Source organism: Streptomyces lincolnensis (assembly GCF_021173675.1).
Lineage (GTDB): Bacteria > Actinomycetota > Actinomycetes > Streptomycetales > Streptomycetaceae > Streptomyces > Streptomyces lincolnensis_B.
Genome location: NZ_JAIHON010000002.1, coordinates 685974 through 701053, shown reverse-complemented (window position 1 = coordinate 701053; position 15080 = coordinate 685974). Strand labels below are relative to the sequence as shown.

The following is a 15080-nucleotide window of genomic DNA, read 5'->3' as shown; positions in this document are numbered from 1 at the left end:
TACCAGCAGCCCGAAACGCACCCGCACCCCTACCGCGCACCCCGCGGAGCGCTACCGCTCCAAACGGCCGTTGAACCTGCGCGGCAGCCCCAACGGGTTCCCATCCCGCAGCTCCGCCGGCAGCAGAGCCTCCGGCGCGTTCTGGTACGCCACCGGCCGCAGCCACCGCTCGATCGCCGTACCGCCCACGGAGGTCGACGTGGAGGTCGTGGCCGGGTACGGCCCGCCGTGGTGCTGGGCGGGGGCCACGGCGACGCCCGTGGGCCAGCCGTTGACCAGGACGCGGCCCGCGAGGGGGGTCAGCTCGGCCAGGATCTCCGCGCCGCGGCCCTCGCCGGCGGCCTCCTCGGTGGAGAGCTGGACCGTGGCGGTGAGGTTGCCGGGGAGGCGGGAGAGGACGCCGCGGACCTCGGTGTCGTCGTCGTAGCGGGCGACCACGGTGACCGGGCCGAAGCACTCCTCAAGGAGGAGGTCGTGCTCGCCCTCCTGGGCCAGCCTGGCGGCCGGCACGGTGAGGAAGCCGGGGCTGACGGTGTGCTCGCCGCCGGCGCCCGGGGTCACCGGTGAGTCGACGTCGGGGAGTTCGGTGCGCTCGGCGACGCCCGCGATGAAGTTGTCGCGCATGCGGTGGTCGAGGAGGACGCCCGCGTCGGTGTCGCTGACGGCGGCCGTCAGGGACTTGACGAGGCCGTCGCCCGCCTCGCCGGAGGGGACGAGTACCAGGCCCGGCTTGACGCAGAACTGGCCGACGCCCAGGGTCATGGAGCCGGCCAGGCCCGCGCCGATCGCCTCGGCGCGCTCGGTGGCGGCGGCCTCCGTGACGACGACGGGGTTCAGGGAGCCGAGCTCGCCGTGGAACGGGATCGGCACCGGACGGGCCGCCGCCGCGTCGAAGAGGGCGCGGCCGCCGCGGATGGAGCCGGTGAAGCCGGCCGCGGAGACCAGCGGGTGCTTGATCAGCTCGATGCCCGCCTCGAAGCCGTGCACCAGGCCGATGACGCCCTCGGGGATGCCGTGCGCGGCGGCGGCCCGGCGCAGCACGGAGGCGACCAGCTCGGACAGGCCGGGGTGGTCGGGGTGGGCCTTGACGACGACCGGGCAGCCCGCGCCCAGCGCGCTCGCGGTGTCGCCGCCGGCGACGGAGAAGGCGAAGGGGAAGTTCGAGGCCGAGTAGACGGCGACGACGCCCAGCGGGACCTTGTAGCGGCGCAGGTCCGGGATGGGCGGGGTCGCGGTGTCGTCGGGGTGGTTGATCACTACGTCGAGGAAGGCGCCCTCGTCGACGATGTCCGCGAAGGCCCGCAACTGGTAGCAGGTGCGGGCGAGCTCGCCGGTCAGGCGGACCGGGCCGAGCGCGGTCTCGGCGTCGGCCGCCTCGACCAGGTGCTCCTTGGACGCCTCCAGGCCGTCGGCCGCGGCGCGCAGGAAGGCGGCACGCACGGCGCGGTCCGCGAGGGAAGCGCGCGCGGCGTGCGCGGCGCGGACGGCCGCGTCGACCTCCTGGGCTGTGGCCTCCACCGCAACCTGTTCCCGCTGCTTCCCGGTTCGGGGGTCGACACTCCAGACTGGTGCTGCTGCCACCGCAGGTCCCTCCACGTATAACGGGGTCATTCACCAGGGTCGTTCGATATGCTGAACGCTGTCTCTGATGATGAATATGCTGTTGGAGACTATTTCCCGTCGAACGAAGGGGTCAAGGGCGATGTCGGCTGGCGAGACGGCGGGCGGTGCGCAGGTCAAGTCCGCGGTACGGACGGTTGAGCTGCTGGAATACTTCGCCGGACGCCCCGGTATGCACTCCCTCGCGGCGGTCCAGGAGGCCGTCGGGTACCCCAAGTCCAGCCTCTACATGCTGCTCCGCACGCTGGTGGAGCTGGGCTGGGTGGAGACGGACGCGACGGGCACGCGGTACGGCATCGGGGTGCGGGCGCTGCTCGTCGGCACCTCGTACATCGACGGCGACGAGGTGGTCGCGGCGGCCCGGCCGACCCTGGACCGGCTCTCCGACGACACGACCGAGACCATCCACCTTGCGCGGCTCGACGGCACCAATGTCGTCTACCTCGCCACCCGGCAGTCCCAGCACTATCTGCGGCCCTTCACCCGGGTCGGGCGCCGGCTGCCGGCGCACTCCACCTCCCTCGGCAAGGCGCTGCTGAGCACCTACTCCGACGAGCAGGTCCGCAAGATGCTCCCGGAGACGCTGCCCGCGCTCACCGAGCACACGATCACCGACCGGGAGAAGCTGATCGAGGAGCTGCACCAGATCCGGGAGCAGGGCTTCTCCGTGGACCGTGAGGAGAACACGCTGGGGCTGCGCTGCTTCGGTGTGGCGATCCCGTACCGCACGCCCGCGCGGGACGCGATCAGCTGCTCGGTGCCGGTGGCGCGGCTGACGCCCGCGCACGAGCAGATGGTCAAGGACGCGTTGTTCGACGCGCGGGACCGGCTGACCCTGGCCACCCGTAGGCTCTGAGGCATGCAGATCGTCCTTCGTGAGGTCCATGACAGCGACCTGCCGGTCTTCTTCCGGCAGATGAACGACCCCGAGGCCGTGCGCATGGCCGCCTTCACGGCCAAGGATCCCGCCGACCGGGACGCCTTCGAGGCCCACTGGAAGCGGATCCGTTCGTCGGACGCGGTCCTGCGGACGGTCCTCGCCGACGGTGACGTGGTGGGCAACGCGGCCGTCTACGGCGAGCCCGGCGAGCGCGAGGTGACCTACTGGGTCGACCGCGCGTACTGGGGCCGGGGTGTCGCCACGGCCGCGCTGAGCGCGCTGCTCGCGGAGGTGCCCGAACGGCCGCTGTACGCCCGGGCCGCCGCCGACAACGCCGGTTCGCGGCGCGTGCTGGAGAAGTGCGGCTTCCGTCTGACCGCGCGGGCCAGCGGGTACGCCAATGCCCGCGGCGAGGAGATCGACGAGGTCGTGCTGGTGCTGGAGGGCTGAGAGGGCTCGGTCCCGGGTGGGTCGAGAGCCCTGGGGAAGGGCGGCATGAGCGGTTTCGTCCGCCTGCTGTTCGGTCGGCGGGCCCGGCTGCGGTGGGTGCATCTGGTGCTGGGCGGTGCGCTCGCCACACCGTACGTCCTGGTCGGCGAGGCGGTGATCGGGCCGGTCAGCGGCTCCACGAACGTGTTCGGGTCCTTTCCGCTCCAACTGGCGTCCTTCGGCGTCGGGCTGCCGCTCGCCGCGCTCACCTCGTTGTTTCCGCTGACCCGGCCGCTGGAGGCGGCGGCGGTGCGGTGGCTGTGCGGGGTGGCGGAGGAGCGGCTCGCCTTCGGGCCCGCCCGGACGCGGGGCGCTCGGGCGCGGACGGCGGCCTGGTTCACGCTGCACCTGGGGTTCGGCGGGATCGTCGCCGGGATGACGCTGGCCGTGCCGCCCTTCGCCGTCGTCCTGATCGTGCTGCCGCTCGTCGCGGCCCTGCGGGACTCGCGGCTCGGGCTGCCCGAGGTCCTCGACCACACCTGGGCGTTGGCGCTCGCTCCGGTCGTGGGTGTGCTGTCGCTCCTCGCGCTGGCCGGGTGCGCGGCGGGCTCGGGGGCGCTGTTGGCCCGGTGGGCGCCCGCGCTGCTGGGTCCCGGACCCGAGGACCGGCTCGCGGCGGCCGAGGCACGCGCCGCCGATCTCGCCGTACGCAATCGCCTCGCGCGTGAGCTGCACGACTCGGTCGGGCATGCCCTGAGCGCGGTCACCCTTCAGGCGAGCGCGGCCCGCCGGGTCCTGGACAGCGATCCCGGGTTCGCCCGTGCGGCGCTCGCCGCCATCGAGGACACCGCCCGGCGCACGGTCGGTGAACTCGACACCGTCCTGGGCGTGTTGCGGGACGGCGACGCACCGGGGACGGCGCCCGCGCCGACGCTCGACGCCGATCTGGACGGACTGCTGCGGCGCACCAGGGCGGGTGGCCTGCGGGTGACCGCCACGGTCGCCGTCGATCCCGGGGCGCTGCCGCCCGTGCTGTCCCGGGAGGCGTACCGGATCGTGCAGGAGGGGCTGAGCAATGTCCTCAAGCACGCGGGCGGGACGGGCGACGGGGGCGCGGTGAGCGTTCGGATCGGGCAGGCGGACGGGCATCTGGAGATCACCGTCGAGAACCCGGTGGACGGCTCCTCTCCCGGCCGGCCCGGTGGCGGTCACGGGCTGAACGGGATCGCCGAGCGGGTCCGGCTGCTGGGTGGAGCGGTGGAGGCGGGCGCGGGCCCGGAGATCTGGCGGCTGTGTGTCCGGCTGCCGATGAGAGGTCCACGTGACAGCACCTGAAGGGACGCGTATGACACCCGTCCGGATCGTCCTCGCCGACGACGAGCACATGGTCCGCACCGCCCTGCGCGCGATCCTCTCCGCGGAGCCGGACCTGGAGGTCGTCGGCGAGGCGACGACCGGGGCGGAGGCGGTGTCGGCCGTCCGCGAGCTCGCGCCCGACGTGGTCCTCATGGACGTCCGCATGCCCGAGGTCGACGGTATCCGGGCCACCGAGCGGATCCTCGCCACGCTCGACGACCCGCCCCGGATCATCGTCGTGACCACCTTCGAGAACGACTCCTACGTGTACGACGCCCTGCGTGCCGGCGCCGCCGGGTTCCTGCTGAAGCGGGCGGACGCGGACGCGCTGGTCCAGGCCGTACGGCTGGTCGCGCGCAGCGACACCCTGCTGTTCCCGTCGGCCGTACGGCGGCTCGCGGCCGAGCACGCGCGCGCGTACCCGGCGCCGCCGGACTGGGTGGCGCGGCTGACGGGGCGGGAGGGCGAGGTGCTGCGGCTGATGGCGGCCGGGCTGACCAACGCGGAGATCGCCGGGCGTATGGGCGTCGGTGCCGCGACCGTGAAGTCGCACGTGGCGGCGGTTCTGGCGAAGACGGGCTCCCGGGACCGCACCCAGGCGGTGATCGCCGCGTACGAGGCGGGTTTCATGAACAACCGATGAGAAAGCGGGGCGGAAGGGAACGTTCCGATCAGCCCCGATCGTCTTCTCAGCGGGATGAACAAGACGATCAGGCGCGCCTCCGTCTTCGCGCTGCTCCTGGTGCTCGCCCTCCTCGTGCGGGCGACCTGGGTGCAGTTCTACGACGGCCAGGCGCTCGCGGACGACAAAGACAACCGACGGAACGCGATCGAGACGTACTCCTCGCCCCTCGGGAACATCATCGTGGCCGGGAAGGCGGTCACCGGTTCGGCACGGACCGAGGGGAGCGACCTCGCGTACAAGCGCACGTACACGGACGGCGAGCTGTACGCGGCGGTGACGGGCTACGCCTCGCAGGCGTACGCGCCCACGCAGTTGGAGGGCATCTACACGAACCTCCTCAACGGCACCGACAGCAAGCTGAAGACCGTGATGGACACCGTCACCAACCAGCGCGCCGAGCCGGGCAACGTGGTGACGACGATCGAGCCGGACGTGCAGAAGGCGGGCTACGACGCGCTCGGCGACAAGAAGGGCGCGGCCGTCGCGATCGACCCGACGACCGGCAGGATCCTGGCGGTGGTGTCGACCCCGTCGTACGACCCGTCCTCGCTCACCGACGCCAACACCGCGGGCACCGCCTGGAAGAAGCTCAACGCGGACCCGGAGAAGCCGCTGACCAACCGCGCGCTGCGGCAGCCGCTGCCACCGGGGTCGACGTTCAAGCTGGTCGTGGCGGCGGCCGCGCTGGAGGACGGGCTGTACTCGTCGGTGGACGAGCGGACCGACAGCCCGAACCCGTACCCACTGCCGGGCAGCACCCGGACCCTGGACAACGAGAACGCGTCCGCGCCCTGCGAGAACGCCACGATCCGGGTCGCGCTCCGGTACTCCTGCAACAACGTCTTCGGACACATGGCCGTCCAGCTGGGGCAGGACAAGGTCCGGGCGATGGCGGAGAAGTTCGGCTTCAACGACAGCAAGCAGGACGTGCCGGTGCGCGCCTACGCCAGCGTGTACCCCAAGGGCATGGACGACGCGCAGACGGCGCTGTCGGGCATCGGCCAGTTCGACGTCACGGCCACGCCCCTCCAGATGGCCATGGTGTCGGCGGCCATAGCCAACGGCGGCAAGCTGGTCTCGCCGCACATGGTGTCGCAGATCACCAACAGTGGCGGCGACGTCCTGGAGAACTACGACGACGGGGCGGACACCAAGGAGATCGTCAGCTCCTCCACGGCCGAGCAGTTGCAGTCGGCGATGCAGACGGTCGTGGACGACGGCACGGGCACGAACGCGCAGATCCCCGGCGCGACGGTGGGCGGCAAGACCGGTACCGCGCAGCACGGCGAGAACAACAGCCAGACGCCGTACGCCTGGTTCACGTCCTATGCGAAGGCCGACGGCAAGGAGGTCGCCGTGGCGGTCATGGTCGAGCAGTCGGACGCGGCCCGGTCGGAGGTCAGCGGCAACGGGCTGGCGGCGCCGGTCGCGAAGGCGATGATGGAGGCGGCGCTGAAGGGCTGAGGGCTGAGGGCTGAGGAGGGCCGCGCGGCCGGCCGCCGGTGGTTCGTGGTCGGCCGCGCGGTTCGCCTTCCGGTCCCCGGCGCTACTTGGCGCCCAGGATCTGCTCGATCGGGTCGATCGCGAAGTACACCAGGAACAGCGCCGCCGTCCCCCACAGCAGCCAGTGGATCTCCTTGGCCTTCCCCAGCACCGCCTTGATCACGACGTAGGCGAGGAAGCCCGCGCCGATGCCGTTGGTGATGGAGTAGGTGAACGGCATCACGGCGATGGTGAGGAAGGCCGGGATGGCGATCTCGTAGCGCTCCCAGTCGATGTGCTTGACCTGGGTCATCATCAGGAAGCCGACGGCGACCAGGGCGGGGGCGGCCGCCTGGAGCGGGACGATGGTGAGCAGCGGGGTCAGGAAGAGGGCCAGCGCGAACAGGCCGCCGGTGACCAGGTTGGAGAAGCCGGTGCGGGAGCCCTCGCCGACGCCGGCCGCCGACTCGATGTAGGACGTGGCCGAGGAGGCCGAGGCCGCGCCGCCCGCGACCGCCGCGGCACCGTCGATGAGCAGCACCCGGCCGAGGTTGGGCACCTTGCCCTCCTCGTCCAGCAGGCCCGCCTCCGCGCTGATGCCGACGACCGTGCCCATGGTGTCGAAGAAGTCGGACAGGATCAGCGTGAAGATCAGCAGGACGACGGTGACGACACCGACGCCGGCCGCGTCGAAGGCACCGAACAGGCTGAAGTGACCGATCAGCCCGAAGTCGGGGGTGTCGACGATCTTGTCGGGCCACTCGGGCGTGGTCAGGCCCCAGGCCTTGATGTCGGCGATCGAGTTGATGATCATCGCGACGATCGTCATGGTCACGATGCTGATCAGGATGGCGCCCTTGACCTTGCGGGCGAGCAGTCCGATCGTCAGCAGCACGCCGAGGCAGAAGACGAGAATCGGCCACCCGGTGAGGGTGCCGGTGCCGCCGAGCTGCACCGGCACGGTGGTGTTCGCCGCGTCCGGGATCCGGCTGACGAACCCGGCGTCCACGAAGCCGATGAAGGCGATGAACAGGCCGATGCCGACGCTGATGGCCTGCTTGAGGGACTGCGGGATGGCGTGCATGATCGCCTCGCGCAGCCCGGTCACCACCAGCACGCAGATCAGCAGGCCCTCCAGGACGACCAGGCCCATCGCGTCGTCCCAGCTCATCAGCGGGGCGATCTGGAAGGCGACGACGGCGTTCAGTCCGAGACCGGCGGCGAGCGCGAGGGGCAGATTGCCGCCGACGCCCATGATGATCGTCATGACCGCGGCCACCAGGGCGGTGGCGGTGGTCAGCTGGACCGCGTCGAGCTGCTCGCCGAACTTGTCCTTCGCGCTGCCGAGGATGATCGGGTTCAGCACCAGGATGTAGGCCATCGTGAAGAACGTGGCGAAGCCGCCGCGTATCTCCCGGCCGAAAGTGGACCCCCGCTCGGTGATCCGGAAGAACCGGTCGACCCCGTTCGCCGCGGGCGGCGGACCAGCGGTTCGGTCGGCCACCTTGTCGGTCTCGGACATGCCTGTCGCTCCTAGTTGCCTGATGTTTCGGTGTGCGGATGCTGGCTGGATTGTTCCCGCGTTGAACGCGTTACAGGTTTTCTCCGTGTTACGGAATCAGAGCTGCTCACCGTACGGCCTGCCACACGTTGTTCGAAGTACCGTACGAATGCGCTTCACGATCACTGCTACGCTTCCGGATCTCCGTCCGGGCACCCCCGGATGATCACATGTCAGACACATGACACGCACAGCTGGGAGAGGTCGCCCGTGGGCACTGTCGTCGACGACGCCGCCTCCGTGGAGTTCCACGCCTTCTTCGAGCGCCACTACGCCGAACTGTCGCGCCTCGCCCATCTGCTGACGGGCGAGGCGGACGCCGCCGACGATCTCGCGGCGGACGCCCTGCTGGCCCTGTGGCACCGCTGGGACCGGGTCCGCGCGGCCGACCATCCGGCGGCGTACGCGCGAGGCGTCGTCGCCAACCTGGCCCGCACCCGGATCCGCAGCGCGGTCCGGGAACGGCGGCGGGTCGCGCTGTTCTGGTCGCAGCGCGAGGAGAAGACCGAGAACCCGGACGTGGCGGGGGTCGTCGACGTCCAGGAGGCGTTGCGTAGACTCCCGTTCCGCAAACGCGCCTGCGTGGTGCTGCGACACGCCTTCGACCTCTCGGAGAAGGACACCGCGCTCGCCCTGGGCGTCTCGGTCGGTACGGTGAAGAGCCAGACCTCCAAGGGAATGGCCGAACTCCAGCGGTTGCTCGGGACACAGGCGGTTCCGCGGAAGGTGCACGCGGCGATGGCGCGCACCGGTGACGCCGGAGGAAGGGACCGATGACCATGCAGCGGGACGTGCACGACGAACTGCGCTCCCGGCTGCACGAGGCGGCCGGAGCCCACCAGCCCGACCGCGCGCGCATCCTGGCCCGCGTCGAACGCGGCATGGCCGAGGAGACGCGCTCCGACCACCGGGCGACCCGTCCGCCGGTGTTCGGCTGGGTGCGGGTGGTGGCCGCCACGGCGGCGGTCGCGGGCGTCCTGGGTGTCGGCGGCTACGCGGTGGCGTCCGCGGTGAAGGAGGAGGCCGCCCCGCAGAACGTCACGGCCTCACCGACGCCCTCCCCGTCCCCGGACGCGACGAGCCGCGCTCCCGTGCCGCCGGTGGACCCGGCGCCGAGCACCCCGCCCGACTCCCCCGACCCCGACCCCAGCGGCAGCCCTGAGCGGTCGCCGAGCGCGTCGGTCACCCCGGTGGCTCCGGGGGCCGGTCCCGAGGACGGTCCGGTGTGGTCGGACGGCTCGGTGGACCCGCACAGCAACGAGTTCTGGGCGCAGAGCAACGTGACCGTGAAGACGAGCGAGAAACTCACCGCGCTCACCGTCCAGTTGAGGATCCGCCAGACCGGCGGGGTCAGTTCGGCGGGCGCCTGGCGGTCCGCACCCGAGGACGACTTCACCACGACGGTCGCCGAGCAGGACGGCTACCTCGTCTACACCTGGGTGCTCAAGCAGGGCCGTACGGTGTGGCCGGGCGAGTGGGTGTTCGCCGGACAGTACGACCACGACCGCGGTGGCCGGGACGCCCGGGACGACCGCTACGCGGTCACGACGACGGCGGGCGGCGAACAGCGCGCCGTGGCGGGCGACTTCGCGGCCCGTGAAGACGACGAGGACGACTCGTAGCGGAGTCCTGAAGGGGCGGCAACCCTTTCCTCACGTGTGGCGACCAGGAAGCGCAAGGTTCCTCTCCCACGCAAGGAATGGGCATGACTGCACGAGCCGAACAGCGCGTCCGCCACCGTCGCCGGGTCACCAAGCGGCGGGCGGTGATCGCCGGGACAGCCGCCTTGGGCGTGACGGGCGCGGCGATCGTCACCTCGACGCTCCTGTCCTCCGCGGGCGCCGCCCCGTCCTGGCCGACCGCCAAGGGCAGCAAGGCCGTGTCATCGACGATCAAGGTCTCCGGCACCTACGACGGCGGACTGAAGAAGTTCTACGGCGCCGGCGCGCTGGGCGGCAGCGGCCAGGAGGAGGGCCAGGACCCCGTCTTCGAGCTGGCCGACGGCGCCGTGCTCAAGAACGTGGTCATCGGCACCCCGGCCGCGGACGGCGTTCACTGCAAGGGCAGTTGCACGCTCCAGAACGTGTGGTGGCTGGACGTCGGCGAGGACGCCGCCAGCTTCAAGGGCAAGTCGTCGTCGGCCGTCTACAAGGTCATCGGCGGCGGCGCGAAGAACGGCTCCGACAAGGTCCTCCAGTTCAACGGCGCCGGCAAGCTCACCGTGACCGGCTTCCAGGTCCACAACTCCGGCAAGCTGGTCCGCTCCTGCGGCAACTGCAAGACGCAGTACAAGCGGACGATCGTCCTGAGCGACATCGACATCACGGCCCCCCTCCAGGCCGTCGTCGGCGTCAACGCCAACTACGGCGACACCGCCACCCTGTCGAGGATCCGCGTCCACGGCGACCCCAAGAAGAAGACCAAGACCTGCGTCCGCTTCCAGGGCAACAACACCGGCAAGGAGCCCAAGGAACTCGGCACCGGCCCCGACGGCAAGACCTGCAAGTTCAAGTCCTCGGACATCACGTACCGCTGATCCCCCTCGATCGGTACGCGTAAAGCGCCCCGCCGGCAACGACCGACGGGGCGCTTGCGCCCCTATAGGGGCGCGGGGAACTGCGCGACCAGCCACAACGGACCGGCAGCCCGCATACAACAGTCAGCCCATGGTGGATCCGATAACGGAGGACCCAGTAGTCAGAAACGCGGTGACAGGCAGCCCCCCACCCGACCTCCGCACCCCAGAAGCCGCCGCCGCATCCGTCGACCTGAACGACGGCGTCACCACCCCGGCGTCCCAGTTGTTCGCGGCGGACACCGTCGAGACCCCCACCTTCGACATCCCACCCTTGTTGCCCACCGCAAGATTCCGAGCGAGCCGAGCCTTCCCGGCCGCGAAAGAGAACCCCACCCCGCCATTGCCATACGCGGTGTTCCGGTTCAGCACGATCCCCCCGAGATTGGAGCTCTCGGTGAACCCATCCCCCCTGTTGTCCCACGCCGCGTTGTTGTTGACGACATGCCCGACCGCGACACCCCCACCACCGAGCTCGAACCCGTTCCCGTTGCCGAAGGCCCACACGTGCTCGATGGTGACCGGGGACGAGAACTGCCACAGATCGAGCCCGGCGCCGGAGTTGTCGAACAGCCGCGCCCCGGTGATGCGGTTCCCCGTGCCCGAGCCGAACCTCACCGCGATCCCGTCGGCGTTGTGCCCGCGCCCGGAGGGGTCGTGGTTGGCGTGACTGTCCAGGTTCCGCACGAGGTTGTCGGTCGTACCGTCGCCGCGCAGCGTGAACCCGGAGTCCCCGTTGTGCGCGGTGACGAGGTTATCGAAGACACCGCCGACGGACGAGGTGGCGACGAACCCCTGCGCGGGCGAGTTCTGGAAGGTGAGGTCCCGCACGGTCCAGTAGTCGCCGTCGATCCCCGCCAGCCAGGAGCCGTCCGCCAGCTTCGACCCGTCGATCCGCACCTTCTCGCCGCCGTGCGCCCGCAGCACGATCCGTGCGGAACTCGTGCCGTTCGCCGTGGACTTGAGGGTGGCCGCCGGGGTGTAGGTGCCGCCGCGGATCTCGATGACGGTGCCGGCGGTCGCGTTCCTGACGGCCGTTTCCAGCTGCGCGGTGGTGGACACGGTGACCGTCGTCGCCGCGGCCTGGGCTCCGCCGTCGGAGAGGCCGAGGTGGACGCCGCCCGCTCCCGCGGCGACGGCGATCGCCGCGGCGATGGAGAGGGTACGGGTCCTGCGGTGGCGTCCGGTGCTGAGCCGCACGGGGCGTTCCTTTCCTCGGGGACGTGAGACGGCATGCAGTCGTCACCGTCCCCGGAAGAGTTGCCGCGCCCCTGCGAAAACAGTCGAAACTTTCGCTGGCTCTCATCCCGTACTCACCGATTGACGTGCTGTTTCCCACTGGTGAGACTCCGAAGGCGCGCACTACTCAACAGAAACCCCCACACTCACACAGAGGACTGGCATGCGCCCCCGACTCCTGCTCCTCGCCTGTCTCGCCCTCCTCCTCTCTCTGTTCACCGCCCCACCGGCGTCCGCCCATCCAGGAGCACCACCCGTGAAGCAGCCCCAGTACGCCGGCTATCTGTTCGCCTACTTCACCGGCGAGGGCACGGCCGACGGCGAGCAGATCCGCTACGCCCTCAGCCGTGGCAACGACGCGCTGCACTGGCGTGAGCTGAACCAGGGCAAGCCGGTGCTCACCTCGACGATCGGCGAGAAGGGGCTGCGCGACCCGTTCGTGATCCGCTCCCCCGAAGGTGACAAGTTCTATCTGATCGCCACCGATCTGAGGATGTACCAGAACAGCAGCGGCAGTTGGGACGACGTGCAGCGGCACGGCAGCAAGTCGATCATGGTGTGGGAGTCCACCGACCTGGTCCACTGGACCGACCAGCGCCTGGTGAAGGTCTCCCCGGACAACGCGGGCAACACCTGGGCGCCGGAGGCCTACTGGGACGACTCCCTCGGCAAGTACGTCGTCTTCTGGGCGTCGAAGCTGTACGCCGAGGACGACCCCGGGCACACGGGATCGACGTACAACAAGATGATGTACGCGACCACCGAGGACTTCCGCACCTTCAGCGCGCCGAAGGTCTGGAACGACCCGGGCTACTCGGTCATCGACTCGACGGTCGTGAAGTACAAGGACACCTACTACCGCTACACCAAGGACGAGCGGGACCCGGCCTCCAGCTCCCCCTGCGCGAAGTTCATCACCGGCGAGAAGTCGACGAGCCTGACCTCCACGAAGTACGACTTCGTCGCGGACTGCATCGGCAGCGGCGCGATGGAGCGCGGTGAGGGCCCGACGGTGTTCAAGTCCAACACCGAGAAGAAGTGGTACCTCTTCATCGACGAGTACGGCGGCCGCGGCTACGTCCCCTTCGAGACCACCGACCTCGACTCGGGCAAGTGGACCCCGTCCACGAACTACCAGCTGCCGGCCAGCCCCCGGCACGGCACCGTGCTCCCGGTGACGCGGAAGGAGTACGACCGGCTGCTCGCCGCGTATCCCGCCTCGCCCACCTCGGTCGTGGACGCGACGGCGACCGGCCAGAAGGGGTACGCGATCGTCACCGAGGCGGCCTCGAAGGTCGTGCTGCCGATGACGCCCGGCACCGACCTGAGCCGCCTCGCCCCGAAGCTGTGGGCCGGCGAGGGCTCGACCGTGAGCCCCCGGTCCGGTACCCGCCGGGACTTCCGCACGCCGCAGACGTACACCGTGACGGCCGCGGACGGGACGAAACGCGCCTGGACGGTCGAGGCGGTGCGCACCGGCAGCCCGACCCTGCCCGGTCTCAACGCCGACCCGGACGTGCACTATCTGAACGGCGAGTACTGGATCTATCCGACGACGGACGGCTTCCAGGGCTGGAGCGGGACGAAGTTCAAGGCGTACTCGTCGAAGGACCTGGTCCACTGGAAGGACCACGGCGTCATCCTGGACCTCGGTCCGGACGTGAGCTGGGCGGACAAGAACGCGTGGGCGCCGGCGATCGCCGAGCGGGACGGCAAGTACTACTTCTACTTCTGCGCCGAGCAGCAGATCGGCGTGGCGGTGGCCGACTCCCCCGCGGGCCCGTTCAAGGACGCGCTGGGCAAGCCCCTGGTGGCGAAGGGCGGTTCGCTGAAGGGCCAGATGATCGACCCCGCGGTCTACACCGACGACGACGGGCAGTCGTATCTCTACTGGGGCAACGGCCACGGATACGTCGTGCCGCTCAACGACGACATGGTGTCCTTCGACGCCTCGCAGGTGAAGGACATCACCCCGGACAACTTCCGCGAGGGGTCCTTCGTGATCAAGCGCGAGGGCACCTACTACTTCATGTGGTCCGAGGACGACACCCGCAGCGAGAACTACCACGTCGCCTACGCGACGGGACCGTCCCCGCTCGGCCCGTGGACCAAGCAGGGGACGATCCTGTCGAAGCGTCCCGAGTACGGCATCCTCGGCACCGGCCACCACTCCGTGGTGAACGTGCCCGGCACCGACGACTGGTACATCGTCTACCACCGCTTCGCCCTGAACGGGCCCGGTAAGTCCGGCGGCGACGGCATGCACCGCGAAACCACCATCGACCGGATGGAGTTCGCGGCGGACGGCTCGATCGAGCCGGTGGTGCCGACACTGGAGTCGATCAGGCCGGTCCGGCGCTGACGCTCAGCCGACGAAGTACGTCGGGTTCGGCAGCTTGTACGTCCTGTCGGCGTAACCGCCGTCGAGGTCGGAGTACTGGTCGCCGAAGTTGGCGATGATCTCGTACCCGAGGTCCCGCTCGATGTGCTTGCGGGTGCCGGACTTGTACTGCACGGTGGTGCAGGTCCAGGTGCCCGGAGTGGCGCAACCGCTCAGGTACGAGGGCGGGTTGGCGGTGTTCTTCAGGAACATGTGGTCGGCGTCGAGGTTCACCTCGGCGCCGACCTTCTTCAGGTTCTCGACGGCAGCGGAGCGCTGGGCCTCGCTGAGCCCCGAGTTGTAGAAGACCTCGACGCCCTTCTTCTCGGCGTACCGCAGGAGTTCGGGGCTGCCGAAGACGGCCGGCCGGTCGGCCTTGTTGACGTAGGCGGCCCATGTGGCCGAGTTGTAGGTGTAGTTGTACCGCTTCTCGTAGTCGAGGCTGAGCAGCAGTGTGTCGTCGATGTCGAACACGACCGCGGGCTTCTCGCCCTGGTGGACGGCCTTGCGGGCGGCCTTGTCGATGTACGTCCTCGCCGCGGCGTCGATCGACGCGAGATCCTTGGCGTACGGGCTGTCCGGGGACGCCTGGTACACGCCGTTCGCGTCGGCCGCGGTGCCGTAGTAGGTGTCGATGTCCTTGACCAGGAGCCCGATGTTGTAGGGCTCGTGCGTGGAGCTCGCCGTGGACTGACCGGCGGTCGCCATACCGGCCCCGTAGAGGGCACCGGCGGCGACGGCACAGGCGGCGGTGAGGGCTGCGAGACGCAGTGGCTTATGCATGACAGACGTTCTACGCGCGTCACCCCGGCGGGCGCGAGACCCGCCGGGCAAAAAACGGGTCAAGCGCCCCGGGACCGGGGTGGCGGGCGT

At 70.2% G+C, this 15080-nt stretch carries 13 protein-coding genes; 9 read left to right on the top strand and 4 right to left on the bottom strand.

What is annotated here, in order from left to right:
- Positions 1–51 precede the first annotated feature (51 nt).
- Positions 52–1581, bottom strand: coding sequence for an aldehyde dehydrogenase (NADP(+)) (locus K4B79_RS06685; protein WP_232025317.1), 1530 nt, complete (start codon positions 1579–1581; stop codon positions 52–54).
- 121 nt (positions 1582–1702) lie between these two features.
- Here K4B79_RS06685 and K4B79_RS06680 point away from each other — a divergent pair, with 121 nt between their 5' ends.
- The 5 genes from K4B79_RS06680 to K4B79_RS06660 are packed head-to-tail and all read left to right on the top strand — an operon-like array spanning position 1703 to position 6434.
- Positions 1703–2476 (top strand): IclR family transcriptional regulator, encoded by a 774-nt coding sequence (locus K4B79_RS06680; protein ID WP_067430247.1) that lies wholly within the window; start codon positions 1703–1705, stop codon positions 2474–2476.
- A gap of 3 nt (positions 2477–2479) precedes the next feature.
- Positions 2480–2950 (top strand): GNAT family N-acetyltransferase, encoded by a 471-nt coding sequence (locus K4B79_RS06675; RefSeq protein ID WP_232025316.1) that lies wholly within the window; start codon positions 2480–2482, stop codon positions 2948–2950.
- A 45-nt stretch (positions 2951–2995) separates the two neighbouring features.
- Entirely contained in the window at positions 2996–4264 is a 1269-nt protein-coding gene (locus K4B79_RS06670; RefSeq protein WP_232025315.1) for a sensor histidine kinase, read from the top strand.
- Between the two features lie 10 nt (positions 4265–4274).
- Entirely contained in the window at positions 4275–4928 is a 654-nt protein-coding gene (locus tag K4B79_RS06665; RefSeq protein WP_232025314.1) for a response regulator transcription factor, read from the top strand.
- Positions 4929–4982: 54 nt separating this feature from the next.
- The gene (locus tag K4B79_RS06660; RefSeq protein ID WP_232025313.1) at positions 4983–6434 is read left to right on the top strand and encodes a peptidoglycan D,D-transpeptidase FtsI family protein; all 1452 of its coding nucleotides are present in this window, start codon (positions 4983–4985) and stop codon (positions 6432–6434) included.
- An 82-nt stretch (positions 6435–6516) separates the two neighbouring features.
- Here K4B79_RS06660 and K4B79_RS06655 read toward each other — a convergent pair whose 3' ends face one another.
- Positions 6517–7974 carry an NCS2 family permease gene (locus tag K4B79_RS06655; protein ID WP_232025312.1) on the bottom strand — a complete coding sequence of 486 codons (1458 nt, stop codon included), beginning with the start codon at positions 7972–7974 and terminating at the stop codon, positions 6517–6519.
- A gap of 249 nt (positions 7975–8223) precedes the next feature.
- On the opposite strand from K4B79_RS06655, the gene K4B79_RS06650 reads away from it, so the two are divergent.
- The 3 genes from K4B79_RS06650 to K4B79_RS06640 all read left to right on the top strand — a co-directional run bounded on the left by K4B79_RS06650 (position 8224) and on the right by K4B79_RS06640 (position 10549).
- Complete coding sequence (locus K4B79_RS06650) at positions 8224–8790, top strand: SigE family RNA polymerase sigma factor (RefSeq protein WP_232025311.1); 567 nt, start codon at positions 8224–8226, stop codon at positions 8788–8790.
- Complete coding sequence (locus K4B79_RS06645) at positions 8787–9635, top strand: hypothetical protein (protein WP_232025310.1); 849 nt, start codon at positions 8787–8789, stop codon at positions 9633–9635. The genes K4B79_RS06650 and K4B79_RS06645 overlap by 4 nt, the downstream gene beginning before the upstream one ends.
- Positions 9636–9718: 83 nt before the next feature.
- A complete protein-coding gene (locus tag K4B79_RS06640) occupies positions 9719–10549 on the top strand; it encodes a pectate lyase (RefSeq protein ID WP_232025309.1) in 831 nt (276 codons plus the stop codon).
- 123 nt (positions 10550–10672) lie between these two features.
- Here K4B79_RS06640 and K4B79_RS06635 read toward each other — a convergent pair whose 3' ends face one another.
- Positions 10673–11788: a right-handed parallel beta-helix repeat-containing protein gene (locus K4B79_RS06635; RefSeq protein WP_232025308.1), complete on the bottom strand. Its 1116-nt coding sequence runs from the start codon at positions 11786–11788 to the stop codon at positions 10673–10675.
- 202 nt (positions 11789–11990) lie between these two features.
- Here K4B79_RS06635 and K4B79_RS06630 point away from each other — a divergent pair, with 202 nt between their 5' ends.
- On the top strand, positions 11991–14189 hold the full coding sequence (locus K4B79_RS06630) for a family 43 glycosylhydrolase (RefSeq protein WP_232025307.1): 2199 nt from the start codon (positions 11991–11993) through the stop codon (positions 14187–14189).
- Between the two features lie 3 nt (positions 14190–14192).
- Here the strand turns inward: K4B79_RS06630 and K4B79_RS06625 are convergent, their stop codons facing one another.
- Entirely contained in the window at positions 14193–14990 is a 798-nt protein-coding gene (locus K4B79_RS06625) for an HAD family acid phosphatase (protein WP_232025306.1), read from the bottom strand.
- Positions 14991–15080 lie beyond the last annotated feature (90 nt).

Coding starts and splice junctions, on each gene's coding strand:
- K4B79_RS06665 (WP_232025314.1), top strand. CDS start 4,275: ATGACACCCGTCCGGATCGTCCTCGCCGACGACGAGCACATGGTCCGC.
- K4B79_RS06625 (WP_232025306.1), bottom strand. CDS start 14,990: ATGCATAAGCCACTGCGTCTCGCAGCCCTCACCGCCGCCTGTGCCGTC.
- K4B79_RS06645 (WP_232025310.1), top strand. CDS start 8,787: ATGACCATGCAGCGGGACGTGCACGACGAACTGCGCTCCCGGCTGCAC.
- K4B79_RS06655 (WP_232025312.1), bottom strand. CDS start 7,974: ATGTCCGAGACCGACAAGGTGGCCGACCGAACCGCTGGTCCGCCGCCC.
- K4B79_RS06660 (WP_232025313.1), top strand. CDS start 4,983: ATGAACAAGACGATCAGGCGCGCCTCCGTCTTCGCGCTGCTCCTGGTG.
- K4B79_RS06675 (WP_232025316.1), top strand. CDS start 2,480: ATGCAGATCGTCCTTCGTGAGGTCCATGACAGCGACCTGCCGGTCTTC.
- K4B79_RS06680 (WP_067430247.1), top strand. CDS start 1,703: ATGTCGGCTGGCGAGACGGCGGGCGGTGCGCAGGTCAAGTCCGCGGTA.
- K4B79_RS06640 (WP_232025309.1), top strand. CDS start 9,719: ATGACTGCACGAGCCGAACAGCGCGTCCGCCACCGTCGCCGGGTCACC.
- K4B79_RS06630 (WP_232025307.1), top strand. CDS start 11,991: ATGCGCCCCCGACTCCTGCTCCTCGCCTGTCTCGCCCTCCTCCTCTCT.
- K4B79_RS06670 (WP_232025315.1), top strand. CDS start 2,996: ATGAGCGGTTTCGTCCGCCTGCTGTTCGGTCGGCGGGCCCGGCTGCGG.